General features: G+C 68.4%; 23 protein-coding genes. 14 read left to right on the top strand and 9 right to left on the bottom strand.

The genetic code is table 11. The annotated features are described in order from the left end of the window. Positions 1 to 15: 15 nt before the first annotated feature. Complete coding sequence (locus ABIA71_RS20440; RefSeq protein WP_354287751.1) at positions 16 to 912, bottom strand: RNA polymerase sigma-70 factor; 897 nt, start codon at positions 910 to 912, stop codon at positions 16 to 18. 171 nt (positions 913 to 1,083) lie between these two features. On the opposite strand from ABIA71_RS20440, the gene ABIA71_RS20435 reads away from it, so the two are divergent. Beyond that, complete coding sequence (locus tag ABIA71_RS20435) at positions 1,084 to 2,601, top strand: FumA C-terminus/TtdB family hydratase beta subunit (RefSeq protein ID WP_182342502.1); 1,518 nt, start codon at positions 1,084 to 1,086, stop codon at positions 2,599 to 2,601. A 95-nt stretch (positions 2,602 to 2,696) separates the two neighbouring features. Here the strand turns inward: ABIA71_RS20435 and ABIA71_RS20430 are convergent, their stop codons facing one another. Next, complete coding sequence (locus ABIA71_RS20430; protein WP_354287749.1) at positions 2,697 to 3,362, bottom strand: LysE family translocator; 666 nt, start codon at positions 3,360 to 3,362, stop codon at positions 2,697 to 2,699. Positions 3,363 to 3,482: 120 nt separating this feature from the next. Here ABIA71_RS20430 and ABIA71_RS20425 point away from each other — a divergent pair, with 120 nt between their 5' ends. Together ABIA71_RS20425 and ABIA71_RS20420 are read left to right on the top strand one after the other, a co-directional pair. Next, positions 3,483 to 4,118, top strand: a complete 636-nt coding sequence (locus tag ABIA71_RS20425) for a glutathione S-transferase family protein (RefSeq protein WP_354287747.1) — start codon at positions 3,483 to 3,485, stop codon at positions 4,116 to 4,118. A 96-nt stretch (positions 4,119 to 4,214) separates the two neighbouring features. Beyond that, the gene (locus ABIA71_RS20420) at positions 4,215 to 4,562 is read left to right on the top strand and encodes a hypothetical protein (protein WP_354287746.1); all 348 of its coding nucleotides are present in this window, start codon (positions 4,215 to 4,217) and stop codon (positions 4,560 to 4,562) included. Between the two features lie 19 nt (positions 4,563 to 4,581). Here the strand turns inward: ABIA71_RS20420 and arsC are convergent, their stop codons facing one another. From arsC to ABIA71_RS20405, 3 genes are all read right to left on the bottom strand, one after another. Then, the gene (arsC, locus tag ABIA71_RS20415; protein WP_354287745.1) at positions 4,582 to 4,935 is read right to left on the bottom strand and encodes an arsenate reductase (glutaredoxin); all 354 of its coding nucleotides are present in this window, start codon (positions 4,933 to 4,935) and stop codon (positions 4,582 to 4,584) included. After that, complete coding sequence (locus tag ABIA71_RS20410) at positions 4,935 to 6,101, bottom strand: phospholipase A (RefSeq protein WP_354287743.1); 1,167 nt, start codon at positions 6,099 to 6,101, stop codon at positions 4,935 to 4,937. Before ABIA71_RS20410 ends, arsC begins: the two co-directional genes overlap by 1 nt. Positions 6,102 to 6,243: 142 nt before the next feature. After that, the gene (locus ABIA71_RS20405; protein ID WP_354287741.1) at positions 6,244 to 6,729 is read right to left on the bottom strand and encodes a DUF456 domain-containing protein; all 486 of its coding nucleotides are present in this window, start codon (positions 6,727 to 6,729) and stop codon (positions 6,244 to 6,246) included. A gap of 235 nt (positions 6,730 to 6,964) precedes the next feature. Here ABIA71_RS20405 and ABIA71_RS20400 point away from each other — a divergent pair, with 235 nt between their 5' ends. Further along, a complete protein-coding gene (locus tag ABIA71_RS20400) occupies positions 6,965 to 7,168 on the top strand; it encodes a cold-shock protein (RefSeq protein ID WP_019185917.1) in 204 nt (67 codons plus the stop codon). An 87-nt stretch (positions 7,169 to 7,255) separates the two neighbouring features. Here ABIA71_RS20400 and ABIA71_RS20395 read toward each other — a convergent pair whose 3' ends face one another. Continuing rightward, entirely contained in the window at positions 7,256 to 7,744 is a 489-nt protein-coding gene (locus tag ABIA71_RS20395) for a glycine zipper 2TM domain-containing protein (RefSeq protein WP_128095392.1), read from the bottom strand. A gap of 118 nt (positions 7,745 to 7,862) precedes the next feature. Then, positions 7,863 to 8,300, bottom strand: coding sequence for a hypothetical protein (locus ABIA71_RS20390; RefSeq protein WP_354287739.1), 438 nt, complete (start codon positions 8,298 to 8,300; stop codon positions 7,863 to 7,865). Positions 8,301 to 8,394: 94 nt separating this feature from the next. Here ABIA71_RS20390 and ABIA71_RS20385 point away from each other — a divergent pair, with 94 nt between their 5' ends. Then, entirely contained in the window at positions 8,395 to 9,201 is an 807-nt protein-coding gene (locus tag ABIA71_RS20385) for a tRNA threonylcarbamoyladenosine dehydratase (protein WP_354287737.1), read from the top strand. Positions 9,202 to 9,594: 393 nt separating this feature from the next. Here the strand turns inward: ABIA71_RS20385 and ABIA71_RS20380 are convergent, their stop codons facing one another. After that, complete coding sequence (locus ABIA71_RS20380; RefSeq protein ID WP_502961290.1) at positions 9,595 to 10,359, bottom strand: TatD family hydrolase; 765 nt, start codon at positions 10,357 to 10,359, stop codon at positions 9,595 to 9,597. Continuing rightward, positions 10,356 to 10,580: a DUF6116 family protein gene (locus ABIA71_RS20375; RefSeq protein ID WP_354287735.1), complete on the bottom strand. Its 225-nt coding sequence runs from the start codon at positions 10,578 to 10,580 to the stop codon at positions 10,356 to 10,358. The genes ABIA71_RS20380 and ABIA71_RS20375 overlap by 4 nt, the downstream gene beginning before the upstream one ends. Positions 10,581 to 10,740: 160 nt before the next feature. Between ABIA71_RS20375 and ABIA71_RS20370 the strand changes: the two genes are divergently transcribed. The 9 genes from ABIA71_RS20370 (at position 10,741) to ABIA71_RS20330 (ending at position 20,939) form a co-directional block, all read left to right on the top strand. After that, positions 10,741 to 11,571, top strand: coding sequence for a glycine zipper 2TM domain-containing protein (locus tag ABIA71_RS20370; RefSeq protein ID WP_354287734.1), 831 nt, complete (start codon positions 10,741 to 10,743; stop codon positions 11,569 to 11,571). A gap of 128 nt (positions 11,572 to 11,699) precedes the next feature. Next, positions 11,700 to 12,245 (top strand): GNAT family N-acetyltransferase, encoded by a 546-nt coding sequence (locus ABIA71_RS20365; RefSeq protein ID WP_354287732.1) that lies wholly within the window; start codon positions 11,700 to 11,702, stop codon positions 12,243 to 12,245. 93 nt (positions 12,246 to 12,338) lie between these two features. Next, positions 12,339 to 14,618: a thiamine pyrophosphate-dependent enzyme gene (locus ABIA71_RS20360; protein ID WP_354287730.1), complete on the top strand. Its 2,280-nt coding sequence runs from the start codon at positions 12,339 to 12,341 to the stop codon at positions 14,616 to 14,618. Positions 14,619 to 14,621: 3 nt separating this feature from the next. Continuing rightward, the gene (gene asnB, locus ABIA71_RS20355; protein WP_354287728.1) at positions 14,622 to 16,565 is read left to right on the top strand and encodes an asparagine synthase (glutamine-hydrolyzing); all 1,944 of its coding nucleotides are present in this window, start codon (positions 14,622 to 14,624) and stop codon (positions 16,563 to 16,565) included. 415 nt (positions 16,566 to 16,980) lie between these two features. Further along, on the top strand, positions 16,981 to 17,541 hold the full coding sequence (locus ABIA71_RS20350; protein ID WP_354287726.1) for an NADPH-dependent FMN reductase: 561 nt from the start codon (positions 16,981 to 16,983) through the stop codon (positions 17,539 to 17,541). Between the two features lie 194 nt (positions 17,542 to 17,735). Beyond that, complete coding sequence (locus ABIA71_RS20345; RefSeq protein ID WP_038687575.1) at positions 17,736 to 19,160, top strand: replicative DNA helicase; 1,425 nt, start codon at positions 17,736 to 17,738, stop codon at positions 19,158 to 19,160. 194 nt (positions 19,161 to 19,354) lie between these two features. Continuing rightward, a complete protein-coding gene (locus ABIA71_RS20340; protein WP_128097259.1) occupies positions 19,355 to 19,567 on the top strand; it encodes a hypothetical protein in 213 nt (70 codons plus the stop codon). Then, positions 19,564 to 19,827, top strand: coding sequence for a hypothetical protein (locus ABIA71_RS20335; protein WP_354287724.1), 264 nt, complete (start codon positions 19,564 to 19,566; stop codon positions 19,825 to 19,827). Before ABIA71_RS20340 ends, ABIA71_RS20335 begins: the two co-directional genes overlap by 4 nt. 236 nt (positions 19,828 to 20,063) lie before the next feature. After that, positions 20,064 to 20,939 carry a YwqG family protein gene (locus ABIA71_RS20330; protein WP_354287722.1) on the top strand — a complete coding sequence of 292 codons (876 nt, stop codon included), beginning with the start codon at positions 20,064 to 20,066 and terminating at the stop codon, positions 20,937 to 20,939. Positions 20,940 to 21,039 lie beyond the last annotated feature (100 nt).

Below are 21,039 nucleotides of genomic sequence, written 5' to 3'. Positions count from 1 at the left end.
CGTTGGCCGTCTTCATCAGGAGGACGCGCCCGCGTCGCGCGCTGTGACAAGTGCGGTAAGTTTTTCTGGATTGAGCACGCTCAGTACCCGCGCGATGCGGTCGCCGTCGATGCTGACCAGGGTCACCGAGTGCAGCTGGTTGCCCTGGAAACGCAGGATGGCCGGTTCACCGTTGACGTAGCCGATGCGGGCGGGGTGCGCCCCGTTGCGCCGCGCGATCGCCCAGTACAACTGGGCGATGCGCTCGGCGCCGAGCAACGGGCGGATGGCCGCGGTGACCCGGCCGCCGCCATCGGACACCATCTCGGCATTGGCATGCAGCAGCGACAGAATGGCCGCCTGGTCGCCGCGCTGGGAGGCGTCCATGAAGCGGGTCAGCAGGTCGCGGTGCTGCCCGGCGCTGACCGCGAAGCGGGACTTGCCGGCCTGCAGGCGCTGGCGGGCGCGGTGGACCAACTGCCGGCAGTTGGCCGGGCTGTGGTCGAGCAGGGGGGCGATGTCGGGGTAGTCGTAATCGAACACGTCCTTGAGCAGGAAGGCGGCGCGCTCGTCGGGCCCCAGCTGCTCCAGCAGGGCCAGGAAGGCCATCGACACCTCGTCGGCCAGCGCGTGCCGCTGGGCCGGGTCGTGCAGCGGATCCGGGTCCAGGGCGATCTCCAGCGGCTCGGGCAGCCACGGCCCGACGTACTCAATGCGGGCGTTGCGCCGCGCCCGCAGGCGGTCCAGGCCCAGGCGCGTGGTGGCGGTCACCAGCCAGCCTTCGGGGTCGCGGATAGTGGCGAGGTCGGCCCCCTGCCAGCGCAGCCAGGCGTCCTGGACCACGTCTTCGGCGTCGCTGCGGCTGCCCAGCAGCCGGTAGGCCAGGGCAAACAGGCGGGGGCGGTGGGTCTGGAAGGTATCGGTCGGGGTCATGACGGGAGGACGCCGCCGGGGGCGCGGTTGTGACAGGGGTAGGGCCACTGTGCCGCAGACGGCGTGCCGAGGCGATGCCCGGTGTCGCCCCACGGCGGATGCCCCTTGGCGGCGCGAGGGGGGTAAAATGATGGGCTGAATCCCCGCCAGCCTCCAGCAAGCGAGCAAGTCGTGACATCGATCAAGCAGGAAGACCTCATCCAGTCCATCGCCGACGCGCTGCAGTACATTTCGTACTACCACCCGGTCGATTACATCAAGAGCCTCGCCGCCGCCTACGAGCGCGAGGAATCGCCGGCCGCGAAGGAGGCGATGGCCCAGATCCTGATCAATTCACGGATGTGCGCCGAAGGCCACCGCCCGATCTGCCAGGACACCGGCATCGTCACCGTGTTCCTGGAAATCGGCATGAACGTCCGCTGGGACGACGCCACCATGGGCGTGGAAGACATGGCCAACGAAGGCGTGCGCCGCGCCTACAACCACCCGGACAACAAGCTGCGCGCCTCGGTGCTGGCTGATCCGGCCGGCAAGCGCACCAACACCAAGGACAACACCCCGGGCGTGGTCAACGTCAAGGTGGTGCCCGGTGACCATGTGGAGGTGATCGTCGCCGCCAAGGGCGGTGGCTCGGAAGCCAAGAGCAAGTTCGCCATGCTCAACCCGTCCGACTCGATCGTGGACTGGGTGCTCAAGACCGTGCCGACCATGGGCGCCGGCTGGTGCCCGCCGGGCATGCTGGGCATCGGTATCGGCGGCACTGCCGAGAAGGCGATGCTGCTGGCCAAGGAATCGCTGATGGAGCCGATCGACATCAACGAGCTCAAGGCCCGTGGCGCATCCAACCGCGCCGAAGAGCTGCGCCTGGAGCTGTTCGACAAGGTCAACGCGCTGGGCATCGGTGCGCAGGGCCTGGGCGGCCTGACCACGGTGCTGGACATCAAGGTCAAGGACTTCCCGACCCACGCGGCCAACCTGCCGGTGGCGATGATCCCCAACTGCGCGGCCACCCGCCATGCGCACTTCACCCTGGACGGCAGTGGCCCGGTGATGCTGGATCCGCCGTCGCTGGAAGACTGGCCGCAGATCACCTACGACGCCTCCAAGGGCACCCGTGTCGACCTCGATACGATCACCCCCGAAGACGTGGCCAGCTGGAAACCGGGCCAGACCCTGCTGCTCAACGGCAAGCTGCTCACCGGCCGCGATGCCGCGCACAAGCGGATGGTGGAAATGCTGGACAAGGGCGAGCCGCTGCCGGTCGACCTCAAGGGCCGCTTCATCTACTACGTCGGCCCGGTCGACCCGGTGCGCGACGAAGTGGTCGGCCCGGCCGGCCCGACCACCGCCACCCGCATGGACAAGTTCACCCGCCAGGTGCTGGAACAGACCGGCCTGCTGGGCATGGTCGGCAAGGCCGAGCGCGGCCCGGCGGCGATCGAAGCGATCCGCGACAACAAGTCGGCGTACCTGATGGCGGTCGGCGGTTCGGCGTACCTGGTGTCCAAGGCGATCAAGGCCGCCAAGGTGGTCGGTTTCGCCGACCTGGGCATGGAGGCCATCTACGAGTTCACCGTGCAGGACATGCCGGTGACCGTGGCGGTGGATTCCACCGGCGAATCGGTGCACATCACCGGCCCGCGCGAATGGCAGGCCCGCATCGGCAAGATTCCGGTGGTGGTGGCCTGACCTTCTGGATGCCGGCCCTTGGTTGGCACCCAGACAAGAAAAACGGCGCCCGAGGGCGCCGTTTTTCGTTGCCGCACATCCTGGTCGGCGCGTCCTCACCGCCGCACGTCCACCAGCATCCGCACCGCCAGCGCACCCAGCACCGTGCCCATCAGCGCGCGCTGCATCGTCTGCCAACGCGGCCGCCGTGCAAGGAACGCGGCAATGCTGCCGGCGGCCAGCACGATCAACGCATTGACGCCCAGGCTGGTGGCAATCTGCACCAGTCCCAGCACCACCGACTGCGCCATCACGCTGCCATGCCCGCTGGGCTGGATGAACTGTGGCAGCAATGACAGGTACATCACCGCGATCTTCGGGTTGAGCAGGGCGGTGAACAGCCCCATCGCAAACAACCGGCGCGGGCTGTCGCGCGGCAGGTCGCGCAGCTGGAAGGGCGACGGTCCGCCCGGGCGCAGCGCCTGCCAGGCCAGGTACAGCAGGTACAGCGCACCGGCGATGCGCAGGGCGTCGTACGCGTGCGGCACGGCCATCAACAATGCGGTAATGCCCAGCGCCGCGCACAGCAGGTAGACCAGGAAACCCAGCGCGATGCCGCCCAGCGACACCAGCCCGGCGGCGCGTCCCTGACAGATCGAGCGCGACACCAGGTAGATCATGTTTGGGCCGGGGGTGAGCACCATGCCCAGCGAAATCAGGCCGAAGGCCAGCAGGTTGGACAGTTCGGGCATCGTCGCACGCCGGGAGAAGGTGCTGCGCATGCTAGGCCTGCGCAGGGCGGCGCAACAGCCACAGCGCCGCCCTGCGCTGGCGCGCATCTGTATCCATCGCAGGCAGCCGGGCGGCGCATAATGGGACGTTTTCCCTGACAGGCGCCGCGCATGCCCACCACCTTGTATGGTTCCCCGAGTACCGCCTCGCTGGTGGTGCATTGGCTGTTGATCGAACTGGGCGTCGCGCACGAGCTGGTCCTGCTCGACTTCGAAACCCGGCAGCAGAAGTCGGACGACTACCTGGCGCTCAACCCCGCCGGCGTGGTGCCCACGCTGGTCATGGACGGGCAGGTGCTGACCGAAGCGGCGGCCATTGCCCTGCACCTGGCCGACCTGCATCCGCAGGCGGGCTTCCTGCCGGCGGTGGGCAGCCCGGAACGCGGCGAGGCCTATCGCTGGATGTTCTGGTGCGCCAACACCGTACAGCCGGCGTATCGCGCCTGGTTCTACGCCCATGAAATGGCCGGGCCGGACAACGCCGGCGCTACCCGGGAGCAGGCGCGGCAACGCCTGGAAGCGGCGTGGCAGCGGCTGTCCGACCACCTGCAGGCAGGCGGCCCGTACATGCTCGGCGCGCACCTCAGCGTGGTCGACCTGATGCTGGTGATGCTGCTGCGCTGGTCGCGCAACATGCCCGTGCCAAGCGACACCTGGCCGGTGCTCAAGGCCTACGCCGATCGACTCAAGGCGCGTCCGGCCTTCATCGAGGTGTATCGGCGCGAAGGCATCACCGACTGGCGGTGATGCGCGGTCTGGCGGTGCGGCGACCGCGACGCCAGCGGTGCTACATTTGCCTGGGATGCGCAGGTGCATCCGCACCGACCAACAAGGAGCACGACCATGGCAAGGATGTTGTCTGTGATGCTGCTGACCCTGCTGCTTGCTGCCTGCAGCAGCGACGGCGATACCTATCCGGCCCCCAGCCTGCGCGAGGTGACGGCGGCCAACCAGTGCATGGCGGTCTGCCAGAGCCGGTACGACAGTTGCTCGGCCAGCCCACTGGGCAGTGGCAGCAGCGATACCTGCGGCACCGGGGTCGCCACCCAGCGCGACGGTCGCTGCGACAAGATCGAGAACCCGGAACTGCGCCGTTCCTGCCAGGCCAGCGCCGACTTCTGTCGCAACCGCTCGCCGGCGCTGCGCTGCGGGGAAGACCGCGACCGCTGCATGAGCCGCTGCGGCGGTTGAACCATCGCGCCGCCCTGCGTCAGGCCGGCAGGATCTCCAGCACCGTTTCCGGCGGCCGGCACAGCCGGACGCCGCGCGGGGTGCGTACGATCGGCCGGTCGATCAGTTCGGGGTGCGCGTGCATGGCCGCCAGCAGGGCAGTGTCGTCCAAGGCTGGATCGGCCAGGCCAAGCGCGGCATACGCCTCTTCCCTGGTGCGCAGCAGGGCGCGCGCGCCGGTGCCCATCGCCGCGACCAGCGCCTGCAGCGTGGCCACGTCCGGCGGGGTGTCCAGGTAGGCGATGACGGTCGGTTCGATGCCGTGCTCACGCAGGATCTGCAACGCCCCGCGCGACTTGCTGCAGCGCGGGTTGTGCCAGATCGTCACCGCCATCAGTACCACTCCAGCAGCGACACGCCCAGGCCGATGTAGGTGGCCTTGTGGTTGTAGTCGATCATGCTCTCGCCATAACCGTCGAACACCTGCACATGGCCGCGCAGCAGGTTGCTGATCGGGAAGCCGTAGTCCAGCTGCACCGCGCCATGCGAACGGTCGCCACCGCGCAGCGAATGGCGTGCCATCAGCGAGACTTCGTGACCATTCCGGTTCCAGGTCAGGGTGGCGTCGCCGCGGCCCATGTAGTCCTCGATATCCGGGTTGTTGTCGTCCTTGCGGTCTTCCGGCAGGCGGTACCACGGGCGCAGCACCAGCGCCCAGTTCTCGCGGTCCAGGCCGATGGTGGCGATCACCCGGTTCCAGCTGCGCGACAGCGGATCGGCGCGGCCGTTGGACATGTGGTTGACGCCGATGCCGCTCATGCGCCCGCGCCAGCCGCCGATCGAATAGCCGTTGCGGAACAGCAGCATCATTTCAGGTTCGTAGTTGGTTTCGCGGAACGGGCGCGAGTTCTCGGCGTTGTAGGCCTGCCAGCGCGAGCTCTGGGTATAGCCGGCCCAGATGTCGCCGTTGTCGCCGAACAGGTTCTCCACCACCTTGGTCTTGAAGCTGAGCTGGAACTTCAGCTCGTTGCTGTCCAGCAGCTGCGGGGTGGTGACATTGTTGGCTGGGTTGGGCGACTGCGGGGTCTGGTTCTTGTCGCTGGTCCAGAACGCCGGCAGCAGGTACACCGGCTTGTAGGCACGCAGCTGGAACGCGCCCAGCTTGGAGTCCTGGGCCAGTTCCCAGCGGCTGTCCAGCAGCGAGCCCTTGCCCGCGTTGGCCAGCGCATCTTCATGGCCGTCACTCTTGAACAGCTCGCCCAGGCGCTGTTTGGCGCGCTGGGTTGCCGGGGCATCGGCTTCGGCGGTGCGCGCCGCCTGGCGTTCTTCGCGACGGGCCTGCTGCGCGGCAACGGCGGCGGCATCGGCGGCCTCGGTCACCCCGCGGGTGTGGCCGAACAGCGTGTCGTAACAGGCCAGCCGCGCGGCGTCGGTGTCGACCAGCGCACACGCTTCCGGCGAGGCCGGGGTGGGGGCCGCTTCCTGTGCGGCCAACGGCAGGCTGGCGCAGGCCAGGGCCAAAGCGGTGAACAGGGCGGAGCGTGGGCGGGAAGAGGTCATGAAAGCAGGCCAGGTGGCAAAGATGAATGGGGTTTCCGGAACAGTGTGGCCGTTGCCCGCCGATCCTGCCAGCGCCCGCCGTGGTCCCGCAGCGGGATTTATGCCGGGCAGGCCCGTGCGCGGGGTGTGAAAAGCACGGACATCAGAAGAACCAGGCGAAGGCGAACAGCCCCAGCATTGCCACCACCAGCGCCATTTTCAGGGCCACCCCGAGCAGGATGCCCAGCCACGTGGCCAGGCCCACCTTCGTGGAGCGACCCAGTTCGCGCGTGTGCCAGTACTCGCCCGCCAAGGCGCCCAGCAGCGGTCCGGCCAGCAGCCCGATCGGCATGAAGAACAGCCCGGCGATGCTGCCCAGCACCGTGCCCCACAGCGCCTTGCGACTGGCCCCGACCCGTTGGGCGCCGACCACGGTAGCCAGAATGTCCACCGCGAAGGAGAGCAGGGTCAGGAGGCCGAGCAGGGTCAGGGGCACCCAGCCCACGTGGGCGAAGCCGTCGGTCCAGGCGGCCACCAGCAGTCCGGCAAAGACCAGGGGGATGCCGGGCAGGGCCGGCAGCACGATGCCTGCGATGCCCGTCAGCACCAGCAGGGCCGCTAGCAGGTAGAAGATGAATGAATAGTCCATGCTGTCCGGTATGGTGTGGGAAATAGGGTTGACATGTGAAAGCTTTTCACAGTTGATTTTTCGTTTTGCTCGGGTTAAGTTGACCTCGCTGAGCTTGGCAAGGTCACCGTGGATCGTGGCCTGATGATGGTAGATCTTCTGATCCGCTGCATCGTTGCACCTCGCTTCCCCCTTGCTGTCAGCCGCCTGTCAGGGCGTATCCAACAACAAGACAGACAGTTAGGGAGTAGCTGAGATGGCTGAGAAGGGCACCGTCAAGTGGTTCAACGACGCTAAGGGTTTTGGTTTCATCAGCCGTGAAAGCGGCGAGGACGTGTTCGTGCATTTCCGCGCGATCGAGTCCCAGGGCTTCAAGAGCCTGAAGGAAGGCCAGGCGGTCGAGTTCGAAGTAGTGACCGGCCAGAAGGGCCTGCAGGCCGACAAGGTGAAGCCGCTCTAAGCGCACACCGATGTCTGCTGGATGAAACACGAAAAGGGCCCGCTTGCGCGGGCCCTTTTTTTACGTCGCGCTGGGGGCGCGGCGCGATCAGCGCAGGATCACCTTGCCGTTGACGACGCGGACATAGGTGTTCTCGCGGATGCCACCGAGGTCGCGCTGGTTGACCACCACGGTGCGGCCGTCGTCCATGCGGACGGTGATGTCGAACGTGTCGCTGGTGACGTTCTTCTGGATCTGGTTGCCGGCCAGTGCGCCACCCACGGCGCCCGCAGCGGCGGCGATGTTCTGGTTGCCCTTGCTGCCGCCGGTGTGGTCGGAGATCTCATGGCCGGCAACCGCGCCGACAAGGCCGCCCAGGATCGCGCCGGTGGCCGACGGCGCGGTGCGCCCGGAGGCGACCTGGTTGATGCGGGTGACGATGCCGCAATCGGCGCAGCGGTTGTTGGTGTTGTTGTAGCCGCCGTTGTTGCCGTAACCGTTGTTGTAACCGCCGCTGCCATAGCCGGGCGAGGTGGTCGCACAGCCGGCCAGTGCGACGGTGGCGACGGCGGCTGCAGCAATGAGTTGGATCTTCATGGTGGTTCTCCTGGCCAGAGGGGTGGTCGAATGCGTCTGGGGCGCATGCCGCAGATCCTGTCCTGTACTCCGTGAACAGCGCGCCAATCCCGGGCCTCGAGCGTGGCTGCCAGATGAATCAGCGGAAATCCTGGTGGCAGGCCTTGCAGTCGTTCTGGATCTTCTCCACCAGCTGGCCCATGCCGACGCAGTCGGTGGGCGGGGTGGCCAGGGCCTGGTTGAGGGTGGCGCGCAGCGCGCTGGCATGCTGCTGGAAGCCTTGGCTGTCCTTGAGGCCGGGGAAGGCCAGGTCCACGTCGTTGGACAGCGAGCGCAGGGTCTGCAGGCGCGGCACGCTGTCGGCCAGGGTGCAGCGGTTCTGTGCCTGGGCGTCCTGCAACAGCTGCACCTGGCGGTTCATGACGTGCATGAGGGCATCGGGAAACGGGTCCTGGCGGGCCTGGATGGCACGCGACACCATGACCGTGGCGATGAGTCCGACCACCACGCCAAGCACGCCGACCAACAGATAGCGGTAGGCGGCAGAGGGGCGGTGGGGCGTGGCGGGCTGGCTCATGCAGTGGCGTCCTGTTGGGTAGCTGCGGTCGATCTTACGGTGCGTCCTGTCCATGCGGCGTTCGCGACGGCCTGCGCCCCGGTAAAATGGGCCGATGAACGACGTACTGCGCGAACGATTTGCCGGCATCGACCGGTTGTACGGGGTGGGCACCGTGGACCTGCTGTCGACCCGCCGGGTGGCGGTGGTCGGCATGGGCGGGGTGGGCTCGTGGGTGGTGGAGGCGCTGGCACGCACGGCAGTGGGCCACCTGACCCTGATCGATGCCGACGACATCTGCGTGTCCAACACCAACCGGCAGCTGCCGGCCCTGGCCGGGCAGTACGGCCGCAACAAGGCCGAGGCGATGGCCGAGCGCTGCCGGGCGATCAATCCGGACATCCAGGTGGAGCCGATCGCCGCGTTCCTGACCGTGTCGAACATGGTGGAGCTGCTGGACCGCGATTTCGATCTGGTGATCGATGCCTGCGACAGTTTCCGGGTCAAGGTGGAGACGATTGCGTGGTGCCGTCGCCGCAAGCTGCCGATCCTGACGGTGGGCGCGGCGGGCGGGCGTACCGACCCGACGCTGGTGCGGATCCGCGATGTGTCGCGCACCGAGCACGACGCGATGATGGCGTTGATCCGCAAGAAGCTGCGCAGCGATTTCAACTTCCCGAAGAATGCGTCGCGCTACTTCGGCGTGCCGGCGGTGTACTCGCTGGAGAACGTGAAGTACCCGCAGGCCGACGGCACGGTATGCGGCATCCGCCCGAACCTGGGCGCGGACGCGGCACTGAAGCTGGACTGCGGCGCCGGCCTGGGCGCGGCCACCCACATCACCGGCGCCTTCGCCTTCGCCGCCGTCGGCAAGGCGCTGGAAATGCTCATGAAGCCCAAGAAGAGCGCCACCCCCGCGTAGCGCTGAGCGTTGGTCAGCTGCGGGGACACCCGGAACTGCCGCACACGCGGTAGAGCTGACCGTTGGTCAGCTGTGGCGGGTAGAGCTGATGTGGCGGGTAGAGCTGACCGTTGGTCAGCTGCCGGGAAACCCGGCGCTGCCCACCCACCTCACGGATCGCATTGCAGCCCAGCATTGGGTTGCCGGGTTGAGGGGCGGGTTTTCCGGGAGCCGGCCAGCGGCCGGCACTACCTGGCGCAGCCGACCAACGGTCGGCTCTACCTGCCGCAGCCGACCAACGGATGGCGCCACCAACAGCAGCCGACCAACGGTCGGCGCCACCAACAGCAGCCGACCAACGGTCGGCTCTACCGGTGGGGAGGGTCGGTGTGCGTGTGTCGTTGTGCGGCGCCGTTATGGCAGGCCGAACAGCCGCTTCGCATTCGCGGTGGTCTGCGCGGCGATGTCCTCGGCCGGCTGGCCGCGGAGCCGCGCCACGGTGTCCAGGATCACCGGCAGCCTGGAGGGTTCGTTGCGCTCGCCGCGGATGCTCGCGTCGGGCTGGTCGGGCGCGTCGGTCTCCAGCAGCAACTGCTCCAGCGGCATGGTTGTCACCAGCCGCTGCAGGCGCTGGGCGCGGTCGTAGGTCAGCGGGCCGCCCAGGCCCAGCAGGAACCCGAGCTTGTGCAGCTGCGCGGCCTGCTCGGGGCTGCCCGGGAAGCTGTGCACCACGCCGCGCAGGCCGCCCACCTGTTTGATCGCGGCAATCACCGCATCCACCGCGCGACGGGCATGCACGATCACCGGCAGGTCGAAGTCACGCGCAATCCGCAGCTGCCCCATGAAGTACTGCTGCTGCAGCTCCGCATCCAAGCCCGCCACGAAGAAATCCAGACCACATTCGCCCACCGCACACGGGCGTTCGCGCTCGATCCAGCCGCGCAGTTCGTCCAGATGCTCGGGCCGGTGCGCATCCAGGAACATCGGGTGCAGCCCGTAGGCCGGGTACAGGCCGTCGGCCATCCGGCAGGTCTCGCGCAGCTTGGGCCAGCTGGCGGCAGTCACCGCGGGCACCACCTGCACCTGCACGCCCGCCGCGCGGGCGCGCGCGATCACGTCGGAACGATCGGCATCGAACTCGCTCGCGTCCAGGTGGCAGTGGCTGTCGACCAGCGTCACGCGCGGCGTTTGCCCGGCAGCACCGGCGGCAGCGCGGCGCTTCGGTTCTTCCAGTTGGCCAGCAGCAGCGTGCCCAGGCCCAGCAGAATCTCGTCTACGCCCGGCAAAGGGTCGGGAATGAACAGCGTCAGCGCGAACAGGCCGGCGGTGAGCTTGAACAAGGTGGGGTAGCGCAGCCGACGTGCCCATTCCAGCACCGGCAGCAACAGGGGATTGGCCATGACGCGCTCCTCGACAGAAGCTGTAAACGCTATCACGGGCCACGCCGACACAGAACCTGAATGGGTAAGCGCCGCGTGTACGCCCTGTGGAGATTCCGTTCAGGCACCGCATGCTGGAATCCGCTCAAGAACGTTGCGGATCGTCCGCAGGGAGCCGGATATGAAAAGTACCACCACCACTGCTTTGGTCGCCGCTGGCGCGCTGCTTGTCGGCGGCATCGCCACTGCTGCTTTCATGAAAAGTGGCTCGTCCGCACCGGACCCGGTGACGGCGACGCAGCCCCGGCCCACCCTGGACACCACCCCGCTGGCAGACGACGGTGCACGCACCGATGCGCTGGCCGTGGACGACAAAGCCGGCAAGCTGGAATACGCCGACGTCGTCAAGGTCGATCCGCTGACGAAGAAAGAAAAGGCCTACGCCACCGTGATCGGCACCGAGCCGGTGCGCCAGACCTCCACCACCCAGACCCCGCATGAAGTCTGCCAGGACGTGGTGGTGCAGGAACGCCTGCCCGAGCGCGATGGCAACGTCGGCGGCACCGTCGCCGGTGCGGTCATCGGCGGCCTGCTGGGCAACCAGGTGGGCGGCGGCAACGGCAGGAAGGCGGCCACCGCTGCCGGTGCCGTGGCGGGCGGCCTGATCGGCAACCAGGTGGACAAGCGCCACGTGGGTGGCCGCGTGGTCAACCGCACCGAGCGCCAGTGCCACACCGAAACGGCGACCTCCGAATCGACCAAGGTCACCGGCTACAACGTCACCTACCGCAATGAAGATGGCACCACCGGCACCATGCGCATGGCCAGCAAGCCCGGCAACCGCATCCCGATGGGCACCAGCAACGCGGTCACCGGCTACAACGTGACCTACCGCTACGACGGCGTGGAAAAGACCGTAAAGATGGACAACAAGCCGAGCAGCGACCGCCTGCCGGTCATCGACGGCCAGCTGGTGACCCAGACCGCCGCGCTGGATTCGAACAAGCAGTAACTCCGCGCGGATGGATCGTGCGAGCAACAGGCCGGCGTCGTCCGGCCTGTTGCGTTTTGCGGGGCCCGCCACAGCGCGCAGCCCGGCCTTCTGCGATGATTTCTGCCTGTTCTCCGACGGCCATCGCCATGAGCATTTTCGACCTGCAGCTGGAAACCGACCGCCTGATCCTGCGCCCACCCCGCGTGGAGGATTTCGACGCGTTCCTGCGGTTCTGTTCCGACCCGGAGGTCATGCAGCACCTGGGCGGCGTGCAGGCCCCGTCGCAGGCGTGGCGCAGCTTCAGCTGCCTGGCCGGCAGCTGGCACCTGTACGGCTTTTCGATGTTCTCGGTGATCGAAAAAAGCAGTGGCGACTGGGTCGGGCGGATGGGCCCGTGGCAGCCGCTGGACTGGCCCGGTACCGAGGTGGGCTGGAGCATCCGCCGCGAAAGCTGGGGCAAGGGCTATGCGCCGGAAGCAGCGGTGGCCAGCATCGACTGGGCATTCGACGCGCTGGGCTGGGAAGAGGTGATCCACACCATCGACGCGGCCAACGAGAACTCCAAGATCGTGGCGCGCAAGCTGGGCAGCACGCTGCTGCGGATGGGCGAACTGCCGCCGCCGCATGACGGCAAGCCGATCGAGATCTGGGGCCAGTCGCGCGACCAATGGCAGCACCGCCGCCGCACGTGATCGCCCATGCTGCACCCGCGCTTGGCAACCTGCGCAGGTTGCGGCCATGCTCCCGGCGTGGCCGCCTGGGCCGCGCGTCACGGAGGCTGATGGATGTTTGCCGTGGTTCCCGATCCGATTCCCGCACGCATGAAGGCCCTCAACCGGGCTGAGGTCTGCGATACCAACTTCACTGAATTCGTGCAGCAGTGGCGGGGCGATCCCGCACCGCGTCCCGCCGCTGACGCGCCGATCCTGCCCGGCAGCACGCTCGACGCGGCCGGTTTCGATGCGCTGCTGGAGTCGCAGCTGATCAGCCGCCACCTGGACCTGATGGCGCGCGTGCTGCGCGTCCAGAACAAGGTCTTCTACACCATCGGCTCGTCCGGTCACGAGGGCAACGCGCTGGTGGCGCGGCTGGCCCGGCACACCGATCCGGCGTTCCTGCATTACCGCTCCGGGGCGTTCATGGCAGAACGCTTCCGCCAGGTGCCGGGCATGGACCCGGTGCTCGACGCGGCGCTGTCGTTTGCCGCCAGCTGTGACGACCCGGCCAGCGGCGGCCGGCACAAGGTGTGGGGCAGCAAGCCGCTGTGGGTGCTGCCGCAGACCTCCACCATCGCCTCGCACCTGCCCAAGGCACTGGGCACGGCGATGGCCATCGAAAGCGCGCGCCGCATCGGTCACGCACTGCCGATTCCCGACGACAGCGTGGTGATCTGCTCCTTCGGCGACGCCTCGTCCAACCACGCCACTGCGCAGACCGCGTTCAACACGGCGGCCTGGGCGGCCTACCAGCGGCTGCCGGCGCCGGTGCTGTTCGTGTGCGAAGACAACGGCATCGGCATTTCGGTGAAGACGCCCGACGGCTGGATCGCGCAGGCCTTCGGCCAACGCCCCGGGCTGGACTATTTCTTCGCCGACGGCCTGGACCTGGCCACCGGCCACGGTCAGGTGCAACGCGCGCTCGAGCACTGCCGGCGCACCCGGCGGCCCACCTTCCTGCACCTGCGCACCACGCGGCTGATGGGCCACGCCGGCACCGATTTCGAGATCGAGTGGCGCCCCTTGCCGGAACTGTGCGCGGCCGAGGCAGCCGATCCGCTGCTGCGCTCGGCGCAGATTGCGCTGGACTCGGGCTGGACGACGCCCGAACAGCTGCTGCAGCGCTACGAAGCAATGCGCGCACGCTGTTTCGCCGCGGCCGAAGAAGCCGACCGCCGGCCCAAGCTCGACGGTCTGGCGCAGATCATGGCGCCGCTGGCCCCGTACTCGCCGGCGGCGGTGCAGGCCGAGGCCGCACGCGTGGCCGATCCGCAGGCGCGCGTGGCCGCCTTCGGCAGCGAGGCGCAGCTGCCCGAGGGACTGCCGCCGCGGCACCTGGCCATCCAGATCAACCAGGGCCTGCACGAACTGATGGCCAAGTACCCGTCAACGCTGCTGTTCGGCGAAGACGTGGCGCAGAAGGGCGGGGTGTACACGGTCAGCAAGGGCCTGCTCAAGGCCTTCGGGCCGCGCCGGGTGTTCAACACGCTGCTGGATGAAACCATGATCCTGGGCATGGCCCAGGGCCTGGCCAACCTGGGCATGCTGCCGATCCCGGAGATCCAGTACCTGGCTTACCTGCACAACGCCGCCGACCAGCTGCGCGGCGAGGCCTGTTCGCTGCAGTTCTTCTCCAACGACCAGTACCGCAACCCGATGCTGGTGCGCATTGCCGGGCTGGGCTACCAGAAGGGCTTTGGCGGTCACTTCCACAACGACAATTCGATCACCGCGCTTCGCGACATCCCCGGCCTGGTGGTCGGGTGTCCGTCGCGCGGCGACGATGCGGCGATGATGCTGCGCACGTTGGCGGCACTGGCCCAGGTGAACGGGCGGGTGTCGGTGTTCCTGGAGCCCATCGCGCTGTACATGACCAAGGACCTGTACGAGCCCGGCGATGGCCAGTGGCTGTTCCCGTACCCACCGCCCGCACAGACGATGCGGCCGGGCGAGGGCCGGGTGTACGCGCCGGAGGCCAACGACCTGGTGATCTTCAGCTACGGCAACGGCGTGCCGATGAGCCTGCGCGCGGCGCGCACCATCCAGGCCGAGCTGGGCTGGCAGGTGCGGGTGGTGGACCTGCGCTGGCTGGTGCCGCTCAATGCCGGCTTCATCGCCGAGCAGGCGGCCGACGCCCAGCGGGTGCTGGTGGTGGACGAAGGCCGGCACAGTGCCGGGGTGGGCGAGGGCGTGATCACCGCGCTGGTGGAGGCCGGGCTGGGCCACCTGCCGTTGCAGCGGGTATGCGGGGCCGACACCTACACCCCGCTGGCGGGGGCAGCAATGTGCGTGCTTCCAAGCGACAATGCGCTGGTAAGCGCCGCCCGGGTACTGGCGCAGGATCTCTGACGCATGTGTGGATTGGCAGGAATGCTGTTGCCGGCTCCGGTAACGGAGCAGGCAGCACTGGAAGGGTTGGCGCGCCGCATGGGCGACGCGCTGGTCCATCGTGGCCCGGATGACAGCGGAGTGTGGGCCGATGCCGGCCGCGGCATCGCGCTGGCGCACCGACGGCTGAGCATCCTGGACCTGTCGCCGCTGGGGCATCAGCCGATGGCGTCCAACGACGGCCGCTACGTGCTGGCCTACAACGGCGAGGTATACAACTTCGCTGCCCTGCGTGCCGAGCTGGAAGCGCTGGGCCACCGCTTCCGCGGCCATTCGGATACCGAAGTGCTGCTGGCCGCGTTCGTGGCCTGGGGGCTGGATGAGACCCTGCAGCGTGCCAACGGCATGTTCGCCATCGCGCTGTGGGACCACGCCGAGCAGTGCCTGTGGCTGGCCCGCGACCGGGTCGGCAAGAAGCCGCTGTATTACGGCTGGGCGGGCGATGCGCTGGTGTTCGGCTCGGAGCTGAAGGCGCTGTGGCAGCACCCGCACTTTGACAACGACATCGACCGCGACGCGCTGACCCTGCTGCTGCGGCTGGACTACATTCCCGCCCCGCACTGCATCCACGAACGCTGCTTCAAGCTGATGCCCGGCCGCGCGCTGCGGCTGGACGCGGCGGCGGTGGCGGCCGGTGCCGCCGCGCATCGCCCGGACCAGCAGCAGGTGCCGTTCTGGAATGCGCGCGAGCGCATGCAGCAGGCACTCGCGCAGCCGTTCCGCGGCAGCGATGACGAGGCCGAGGCGCAGCTGGACGCGGTGCTGCGCGATGCGGTGGCGCTGCGCATGGTGGCCGACGTGCCGGTGGGCGTGTTCCTGTCCGGTGGCACCGATTCGTCGGTGGTGGCCGCGTTGATGCAGGCGCAATCGGCGTCGCCGATCCACAGTTTCAGCATCGGTTTCCAGGGCTCGGACCACGACGAAGCCCCGCTGGCCAAGGCGCTGGCGCAGCACCTGGGCACCGATCACACCGAGCTGTATGTCAGCGGTGCCGATGCCCTGGCGGTGGTGCCGCAGTTGCCGGCGATGTTCGACGAGCCGTTTGCCGATGCTTCGCAGGTGCCCACCGCGCTGGTGGCGAAGCTGGCACGCGGGTCGGTCACCGTGGCGCTGTCCGGCGACGGCGGCGACGAACTGTTCTTCGGCTACAGCCGGTACCAGCGCGCACTGCGCAACTGGGCGATGCTGGGCAAGCTGCCGGCGCCGCTGCGGCGCTGGATGGCGGCCCATTCGCAGACCCAGGGCGAGGCCTCGCGCACCGGTGGCCTGGCCGCGCTGCTGGCCGAGACCGGCGCGCGCGGCATCGGCGATGTGTACCGCAACCGCATCTCGCGCTGGCGCGACCCGGTGGCGGCGGTGAAGGGGGCCACCGGGGCCGGCAGCTTCTACGACCTGGCCGACCCGCTGCACGGCGCCGGCTCGCCGGCCGACGCGATGATGCTGGCCGACTTCAACACCTACCTGCCCGACGACCTGCTGTGCAAGGTGGACCGCACCAGCATGGCGGTGAGCCTGGAGGCACGCGCCCCGCTGCTGGACTGGCGCGTGGCCGAGTTCGCCTGGTCGCTGCCGCTGGGCATGAAGCAGCGCGACGGGGTGAGCAAGTACCTGCTGAAGCGGGTGTTGGGCCGTTACGTGCCGCAGGAGATGGTGCACCGGCCCAAGCGCGGCTTCGGCGCGCCGGTCAGCGCCTGGCTCAAGGGCGACCTGCGCGGCTGGGCCGACGCACTGCTGGACCCGGCCCGGCTGGCCGCCGAGGGCGTGTTCAACGTAGAGGCAGTCGTGCCGCTGTGGCAGCAGTTCCAGCAGGGCGAGCGCAAGTGGCACACGCACCTATGGAACGTGTTGATGTTCCAGGCCTGGCAGGCGCATTGGCGCGACGTGCGCGCCACCGTCAAGCGCGGCTAGGTACCGACCGTGGGTCGGCGCGCGCGCCCACCACGTGCGCATCCGACCAGGTAACGACCCGGCGCCCGGGGTAGAGCCACCCCATGGGTGGCTGGACGCACCGATGATGTGGGGCCCGGGTAGAGCCACCCCATGGGTGGCTGGACGCACCGATGATGCAGCCCCTGGGGTAGAGCCACCCCATGGGTGGCTGGACGTACCGATGATGCAGCCCCTAGGGGTAGAGCCACCCCATGGGTGGCTGGACGTACCGATGATGCAGCCCCTAGGGGTAGAGCCACCCCATGGGTGGCTGGACGTGGGGATGGTGTGGGGTCGACGGGTAGCCACCCATGGGGTGGCTCTACCCCCCCCTTCACCATGGCCGAAGGGGCGCCCGCCTAGGCTGGGGCTTTCCCCCAACGGAGACATCCCCATGGCCGAAGTGAAGATTGCGGTACTGGTCGGCAGCCTGCGCAAGGGCTCGCACAACAAGGCGCTGGCCCATGCGCTGGAGAAGCTGGCGGCCGGCAGGGCGCGTTTCGAGCATGTGGAGATCGGCGACCTGCCGCTCTACAACCAGGATTTCGACACCGACTACCCGGCCCAGGGCGTGCGCCTGAAGAAGCAGATCCGTGACGCCGACGCGGTGCTGTTCGTCACGCCCGAGTACAACCGCTCCATTCCCGGGGTACTCAAGAACGCCATCGACCTGGGCTCGCGGCCCTACGGCGACAGCGCCTTCGCCGGCAAGCCGGCCGCGGTGGTCGGGGCCTCGATCGGGGTGATCGGCACCGCGCTGGCCCAGCAGCACCTGCGCAACGTGCTGGCCTACCTGGACATGCCGGTGCTGGGCCAGCCGGAGGTGTTCCTGCACTTCAAGGAGGGCCTGATCGACGAGGCGGGCGCCATCAGCAGCGAGGGGACGCAGACGTTCCTGCAGGGCTTCGTGGACAGATTCCTCGCCTGGATCGCCACCCACGGCGGTCAGCATTGAGTCGGGTGCTTCTGCGATAATGCGGTGCGGCGCACGGCCCGGCGTCGTGCGGCATGCGCTGCCGCCGCCACCGGCCGACACGCGCCGTTGTACCCAGCTCATCCACTGCTTATCCACAGGGTTATGCATGGTTGCGGCGCGCGCGCCGTGCCTACCATGCCCCACGCCCCGCACCGCAGGAAGTACGCCTTCACATGTCCGCCCGCTCTGGCTTCCGTTCCGACCGCAAAGACCGCGGTGACCGCTTCGACCGCGATGAATCGCGGATCGACCAGCTGCGCGTGCCGCCGCATTCGATCGAGGCCGAACAGGCGGTGCTGGGCGGGCTGATGCTGGCCCCGGAAAGCTACGACCGCATCAACGACCAGCTGACCGAGACCGACTTCTACCGTCGCGACCACCAGATGATCTACCGCGCGATCCGCGAGCTGTCCGAGCGTGACCGCCCGTTCGATGCGGTCACCCTGGGCGAGTGGTTCGAGTCGCAGGGCCGCATGGAACTGGTGGCCGACGGCGCCTACCTGATCGAACTGGCCAGCACCACGCCATCGGCCGCCAACATCGCCGCCTACGCCGAGATCGTGCGCGACAAGGCCGTGCTGCGCCAGCTGATCCAGGTAGGCACCGACATCGTCAACGACGGCTTCCAGCCCGAAGGCCGCGAGAGCAGCGAACTGCTGTCGGCGGCGGAGAAGTCGGTGTTCGCCATCGCCGAGCAGGGCGCGCGTGGCCGCACTGATTTCGTGGCGATGCCCGGCGCGCTGAAAGACGCGTTCGAAGAACTGCGCAACCGCTTCGAGAACGGCGGCAATATCACCGGCCTACCGACCGGCTACGCCGATTTCGATGCGATGACCTCCGGCCTGCAGCCCACCGACCTGATCATCCTGGCCGCGCGCCCGGCCATGGGCAAGACCACCTTCGCGCTGAACATCGCCGAGTACGCGGCGATCAAGTCCAAGAAGGGCGTGGCGGTATTCTCGATGGAAATGTCGGCCTCGCAGCTGGCGATGCGCCTGATTTCCTCCAACGGCCGCATCAACGCCCAGCGCCTGCGTACCGGTCAGCTGGAAGACGAAGACTGGAGCCGGGTCACCGGCGCGATCCGGATGCTCAAGGAAACCAAGATCTTCATCGACGACACGCCGGGTGTGTCGCCGGAGATCCTGCGCTCCAAGTGCCGCCGCCTCAAGCGCGAGCACGACCTGGGCCTGATCGTGATCGACTACCTGCAGCTGATGAGCGTGCCGGGCAACAGCGAAAACCGCGCGACCGAAATCTCGGAAATCTCGCGTTCGTTGAAGGGCCTGGCCAAGGAACTCAACGTGCCGGTGATCGCGCTGTCCCAGCTCAACCGCTCGCTGGAAACGCGTACCGACAAGCGCCCGGTGATGGCCGACCTTCGCGAATCCGGCGCTATCGAGCAGGACGCGGACATGATCGTGTTCATTTACCGCGACGACTACTACAACAAGGAAAACTCGCCCGACAAGGGCCTGGCCGAGATCATCATCGGCAAGCACCGAGGCGGCCCGACCGGCTCGTGCAAACTCAAGTTCTTCGGTGAGTACACCCGCTTCGACAACCTGTCGCACGATTCGGTGGGTTCGTTCGAATGACCTGGGGCACACGACCGACGGTCGTGTGCTAGCGGCGCTTGGCCCCGGCCCCACCGCCGCGGCGGTCGCTCATCGGCGTATTCCCGGTTTCGTCGGCCGAGGTCGGCATTCGTCGCATCCCGCTTGCCGCGCGGGCGGTGCAACGGCACCGTGAGCCTGCGGGCATTGCCGCCCGGTGCCGGTGGAGACCGACGATGAAGACGCTGTTCGCGCTGGGCGTGTGGTGCCTGTTGTTCGTGCTGTGCTGGCCGCTGGCGATCCTGGCGCTGGTCGCCTGGCCGTTCGTGTGGCTGCTGAGCCTGCCGTTCCGCCTGGTCGGCATCACCTTCTCGGCCGTATTCGCCTTCCTGCGCGCGCTGTTCATGCTGCCGGCGCGCCTGCTGGGCGGCGGGCCGGTGGCCGCATGAGCCGGCTGTGCGCTGGACTGGTCGCGCTGTGTTTGGCGGCGCCTGCGTTCGCCGCCGAACCGCCCAAGGCGTGGGTGGAGCGGCAGAATCCTGGTCAGGTGGGTGCCGAGCCTGCGGCTCGCAAGGAAGCGCCGACGCAACAGTGCCGGGTGGTGAAGGAGTGGAAGGTGGGCGAGGTGGTCGCGCAGCATCGGGTCTGCGAGGACGCGCCGAATGCGCCGGCTGCGGCCGCGCCGGAGAAGAACCCCACGCGCACGTGATGGCGATTGACGCGGCCGGTGGGCGGCTCGTGGACATTGGGTGGAGCCGGCCAGCGGCCGGCGCTACCGGGCTCGTCGATATTGCGTGGAGCCGGCCAGCGGCCGGCACTACGCATTGTGTGGAGCCGGCCAGCGGCCGGCACTACGCATTGTGTGGAGCCGGCCAGCGGCCGGCACTACCGGGCGTGTCGGTGCTGCGCCTAGACTGCGGGCTGCTTTCAGACAGGGAGGTGGTCATGACGCTGACCCAACAGGAATTCACCGCGCTCTGCGCATCGCATGGGTTCGGCGCGCATGCCGGCGTGCTGCTGCCGTGGCTGCGGCCGCGCGTCGGTTTCAGCCGCCGGGCGGAGGTGGATGCACCGATCGGCGCCTCGCGGATCGGCGGCGGGCCGGATGTGCCCGCCGGCTTTGCATGGCCCACCCACAAGGGCAGGGCGCTGGATTTCCTGCTGCAGATCAACCTGGCCGACCTGCAGGGTCTGGACTGCGGGTTGGATCTGCCTGCACAGGGCGTGCTGTCGTTCTTCTACGACACCGACACGCAACCGTGGGGCTTTGACCCGGCCGATCGCAGTGGGCATGGCATCCACCTGTTCGACGCGGACGGGTTGCAGCGCCTGCCTGCGCCGGATGCGGAGGCCGCGTTGGCACCGTCCGCGTTGGCGTTCCATCGCGCCTGGAGCCTGCCGCATCCGTTCTCGTCCAAGGGCGAGGAAGTGGCGCAGGCGCTGCGTGACGCCGGGCTGGGCTGGGACGACGCGGCCGAGGAGGGCTACTACGCCCTGGTGGAGGATATCGCCGACCTGGGCTCTCCGACGCCGGGCGAGCGGCACGGAATGGGCGGCTGGTCGCATAACGTGCAGGACGACATGGCACTGGAAGCGCAGCTGGTCAGCCATGGCCTGTATTGCGGCGACCCGAGCGGCTATGGCGATCCCCGCGCCGCTGCGCTGGCGGCCGGTGTGGCCGACTGGGCGCTGCTGTTGCAGCTGGATTCGGACGACGAGGCGATGTGGGGCGATTCGGGAATGCTGTACGCCTGGGTCCGCCGGCAGGACCTGGCCGCGCGGGATCTGTCGCAGACCTGGCTGGGCTTGCAGTGCTGCTGAAAAAACCGCGCCGGTAGTGGGGGGGGGGGGGGGGGGGGGGGGGGGGGCCCCCCGCGGGCCGCCCCCCCCCCCCCGGCCGCCGCCGCGGGCGCGGCCCGGC

It is taken from the genome of Stenotrophomonas sp. 2619, assembly GCF_040548725.1.
GTDB classification, from domain to species: domain Bacteria; phylum Pseudomonadota; class Gammaproteobacteria; order Xanthomonadales; family Xanthomonadaceae; genus Stenotrophomonas; species Stenotrophomonas maltophilia_AP.
Note: the sequence above shows the minus strand (reverse complement) of the source record. Positions and strands in the feature narration are given on the sequence as shown.

Excerpts from the sequence above, each read along its gene's own strand:
- ABIA71_RS20370 (WP_354287734.1), top strand. The coding sequence starts at position 10,741 with ATGAAAAGTACCACCACCACTGCTTTGGTCGCCGCTGGCGCGCTGCTT.
- ABIA71_RS20340 (WP_128097259.1), top strand. The coding sequence starts at position 19,355 with ATGAAGACGCTGTTCGCGCTGGGCGTGTGGTGCCTGTTGTTCGTGCTG.
- ABIA71_RS20385 (WP_354287737.1), top strand. The coding sequence starts at position 8,395 with ATGAACGACGTACTGCGCGAACGATTTGCCGGCATCGACCGGTTGTAC.
- ABIA71_RS20330 (WP_354287722.1), top strand. The coding sequence starts at position 20,064 with ATGACGCTGACCCAACAGGAATTCACCGCGCTCTGCGCATCGCATGGG.
- ABIA71_RS20350 (WP_354287726.1), top strand. The coding sequence starts at position 16,981 with ATGGCCGAAGTGAAGATTGCGGTACTGGTCGGCAGCCTGCGCAAGGGC.
- ABIA71_RS20420 (WP_354287746.1), top strand. The coding sequence starts at position 4,215 with ATGGCAAGGATGTTGTCTGTGATGCTGCTGACCCTGCTGCTTGCTGCC.
- asnB (WP_354287728.1), top strand. The coding sequence starts at position 14,622 with ATGTGTGGATTGGCAGGAATGCTGTTGCCGGCTCCGGTAACGGAGCAG.
- ABIA71_RS20345 (WP_038687575.1), top strand. The coding sequence starts at position 17,736 with ATGTCCGCCCGCTCTGGCTTCCGTTCCGACCGCAAAGACCGCGGTGAC.
- ABIA71_RS20395 (WP_128095392.1), bottom strand. The coding sequence starts at position 7,744 with ATGAAGATCCAACTCATTGCTGCAGCCGCCGTCGCCACCGTCGCACTG.
- ABIA71_RS20410 (WP_354287743.1), bottom strand. The coding sequence starts at position 6,101 with ATGACCTCTTCCCGCCCACGCTCCGCCCTGTTCACCGCTTTGGCCCTG.
- ABIA71_RS20390 (WP_354287739.1), bottom strand. The coding sequence starts at position 8,300 with ATGAGCCAGCCCGCCACGCCCCACCGCCCCTCTGCCGCCTACCGCTAT.
- ABIA71_RS20440 (WP_354287751.1), bottom strand. The coding sequence starts at position 912 with ATGACCCCGACCGATACCTTCCAGACCCACCGCCCCCGCCTGTTTGCC.
- ABIA71_RS20425 (WP_354287747.1), top strand. The coding sequence starts at position 3,483 with ATGCCCACCACCTTGTATGGTTCCCCGAGTACCGCCTCGCTGGTGGTG.
- ABIA71_RS20405 (WP_354287741.1), bottom strand. The coding sequence starts at position 6,729 with ATGGACTATTCATTCATCTTCTACCTGCTAGCGGCCCTGCTGGTGCTG.
- ABIA71_RS20335 (WP_354287724.1), top strand. The coding sequence starts at position 19,564 with ATGAGCCGGCTGTGCGCTGGACTGGTCGCGCTGTGTTTGGCGGCGCCT.
- ABIA71_RS20430 (WP_354287749.1), bottom strand. The coding sequence starts at position 3,362 with ATGCGCAGCACCTTCTCCCGGCGTGCGACGATGCCCGAACTGTCCAAC.
- ABIA71_RS20375 (WP_354287735.1), bottom strand. The coding sequence starts at position 10,580 with ATGGCCAATCCCCTGTTGCTGCCGGTGCTGGAATGGGCACGTCGGCTG.
- arsC (WP_354287745.1), bottom strand. The coding sequence starts at position 4,935 with ATGGCGGTGACGATCTGGCACAACCCGCGCTGCAGCAAGTCGCGCGGG.
- ABIA71_RS20360 (WP_354287730.1), top strand. The coding sequence starts at position 12,339 with ATGTTTGCCGTGGTTCCCGATCCGATTCCCGCACGCATGAAGGCCCTC.
- ABIA71_RS20400 (WP_019185917.1), top strand. The coding sequence starts at position 6,965 with ATGGCTGAGAAGGGCACCGTCAAGTGGTTCAACGACGCTAAGGGTTTT.
- ABIA71_RS20365 (WP_354287732.1), top strand. The coding sequence starts at position 11,700 with ATGAGCATTTTCGACCTGCAGCTGGAAACCGACCGCCTGATCCTGCGC.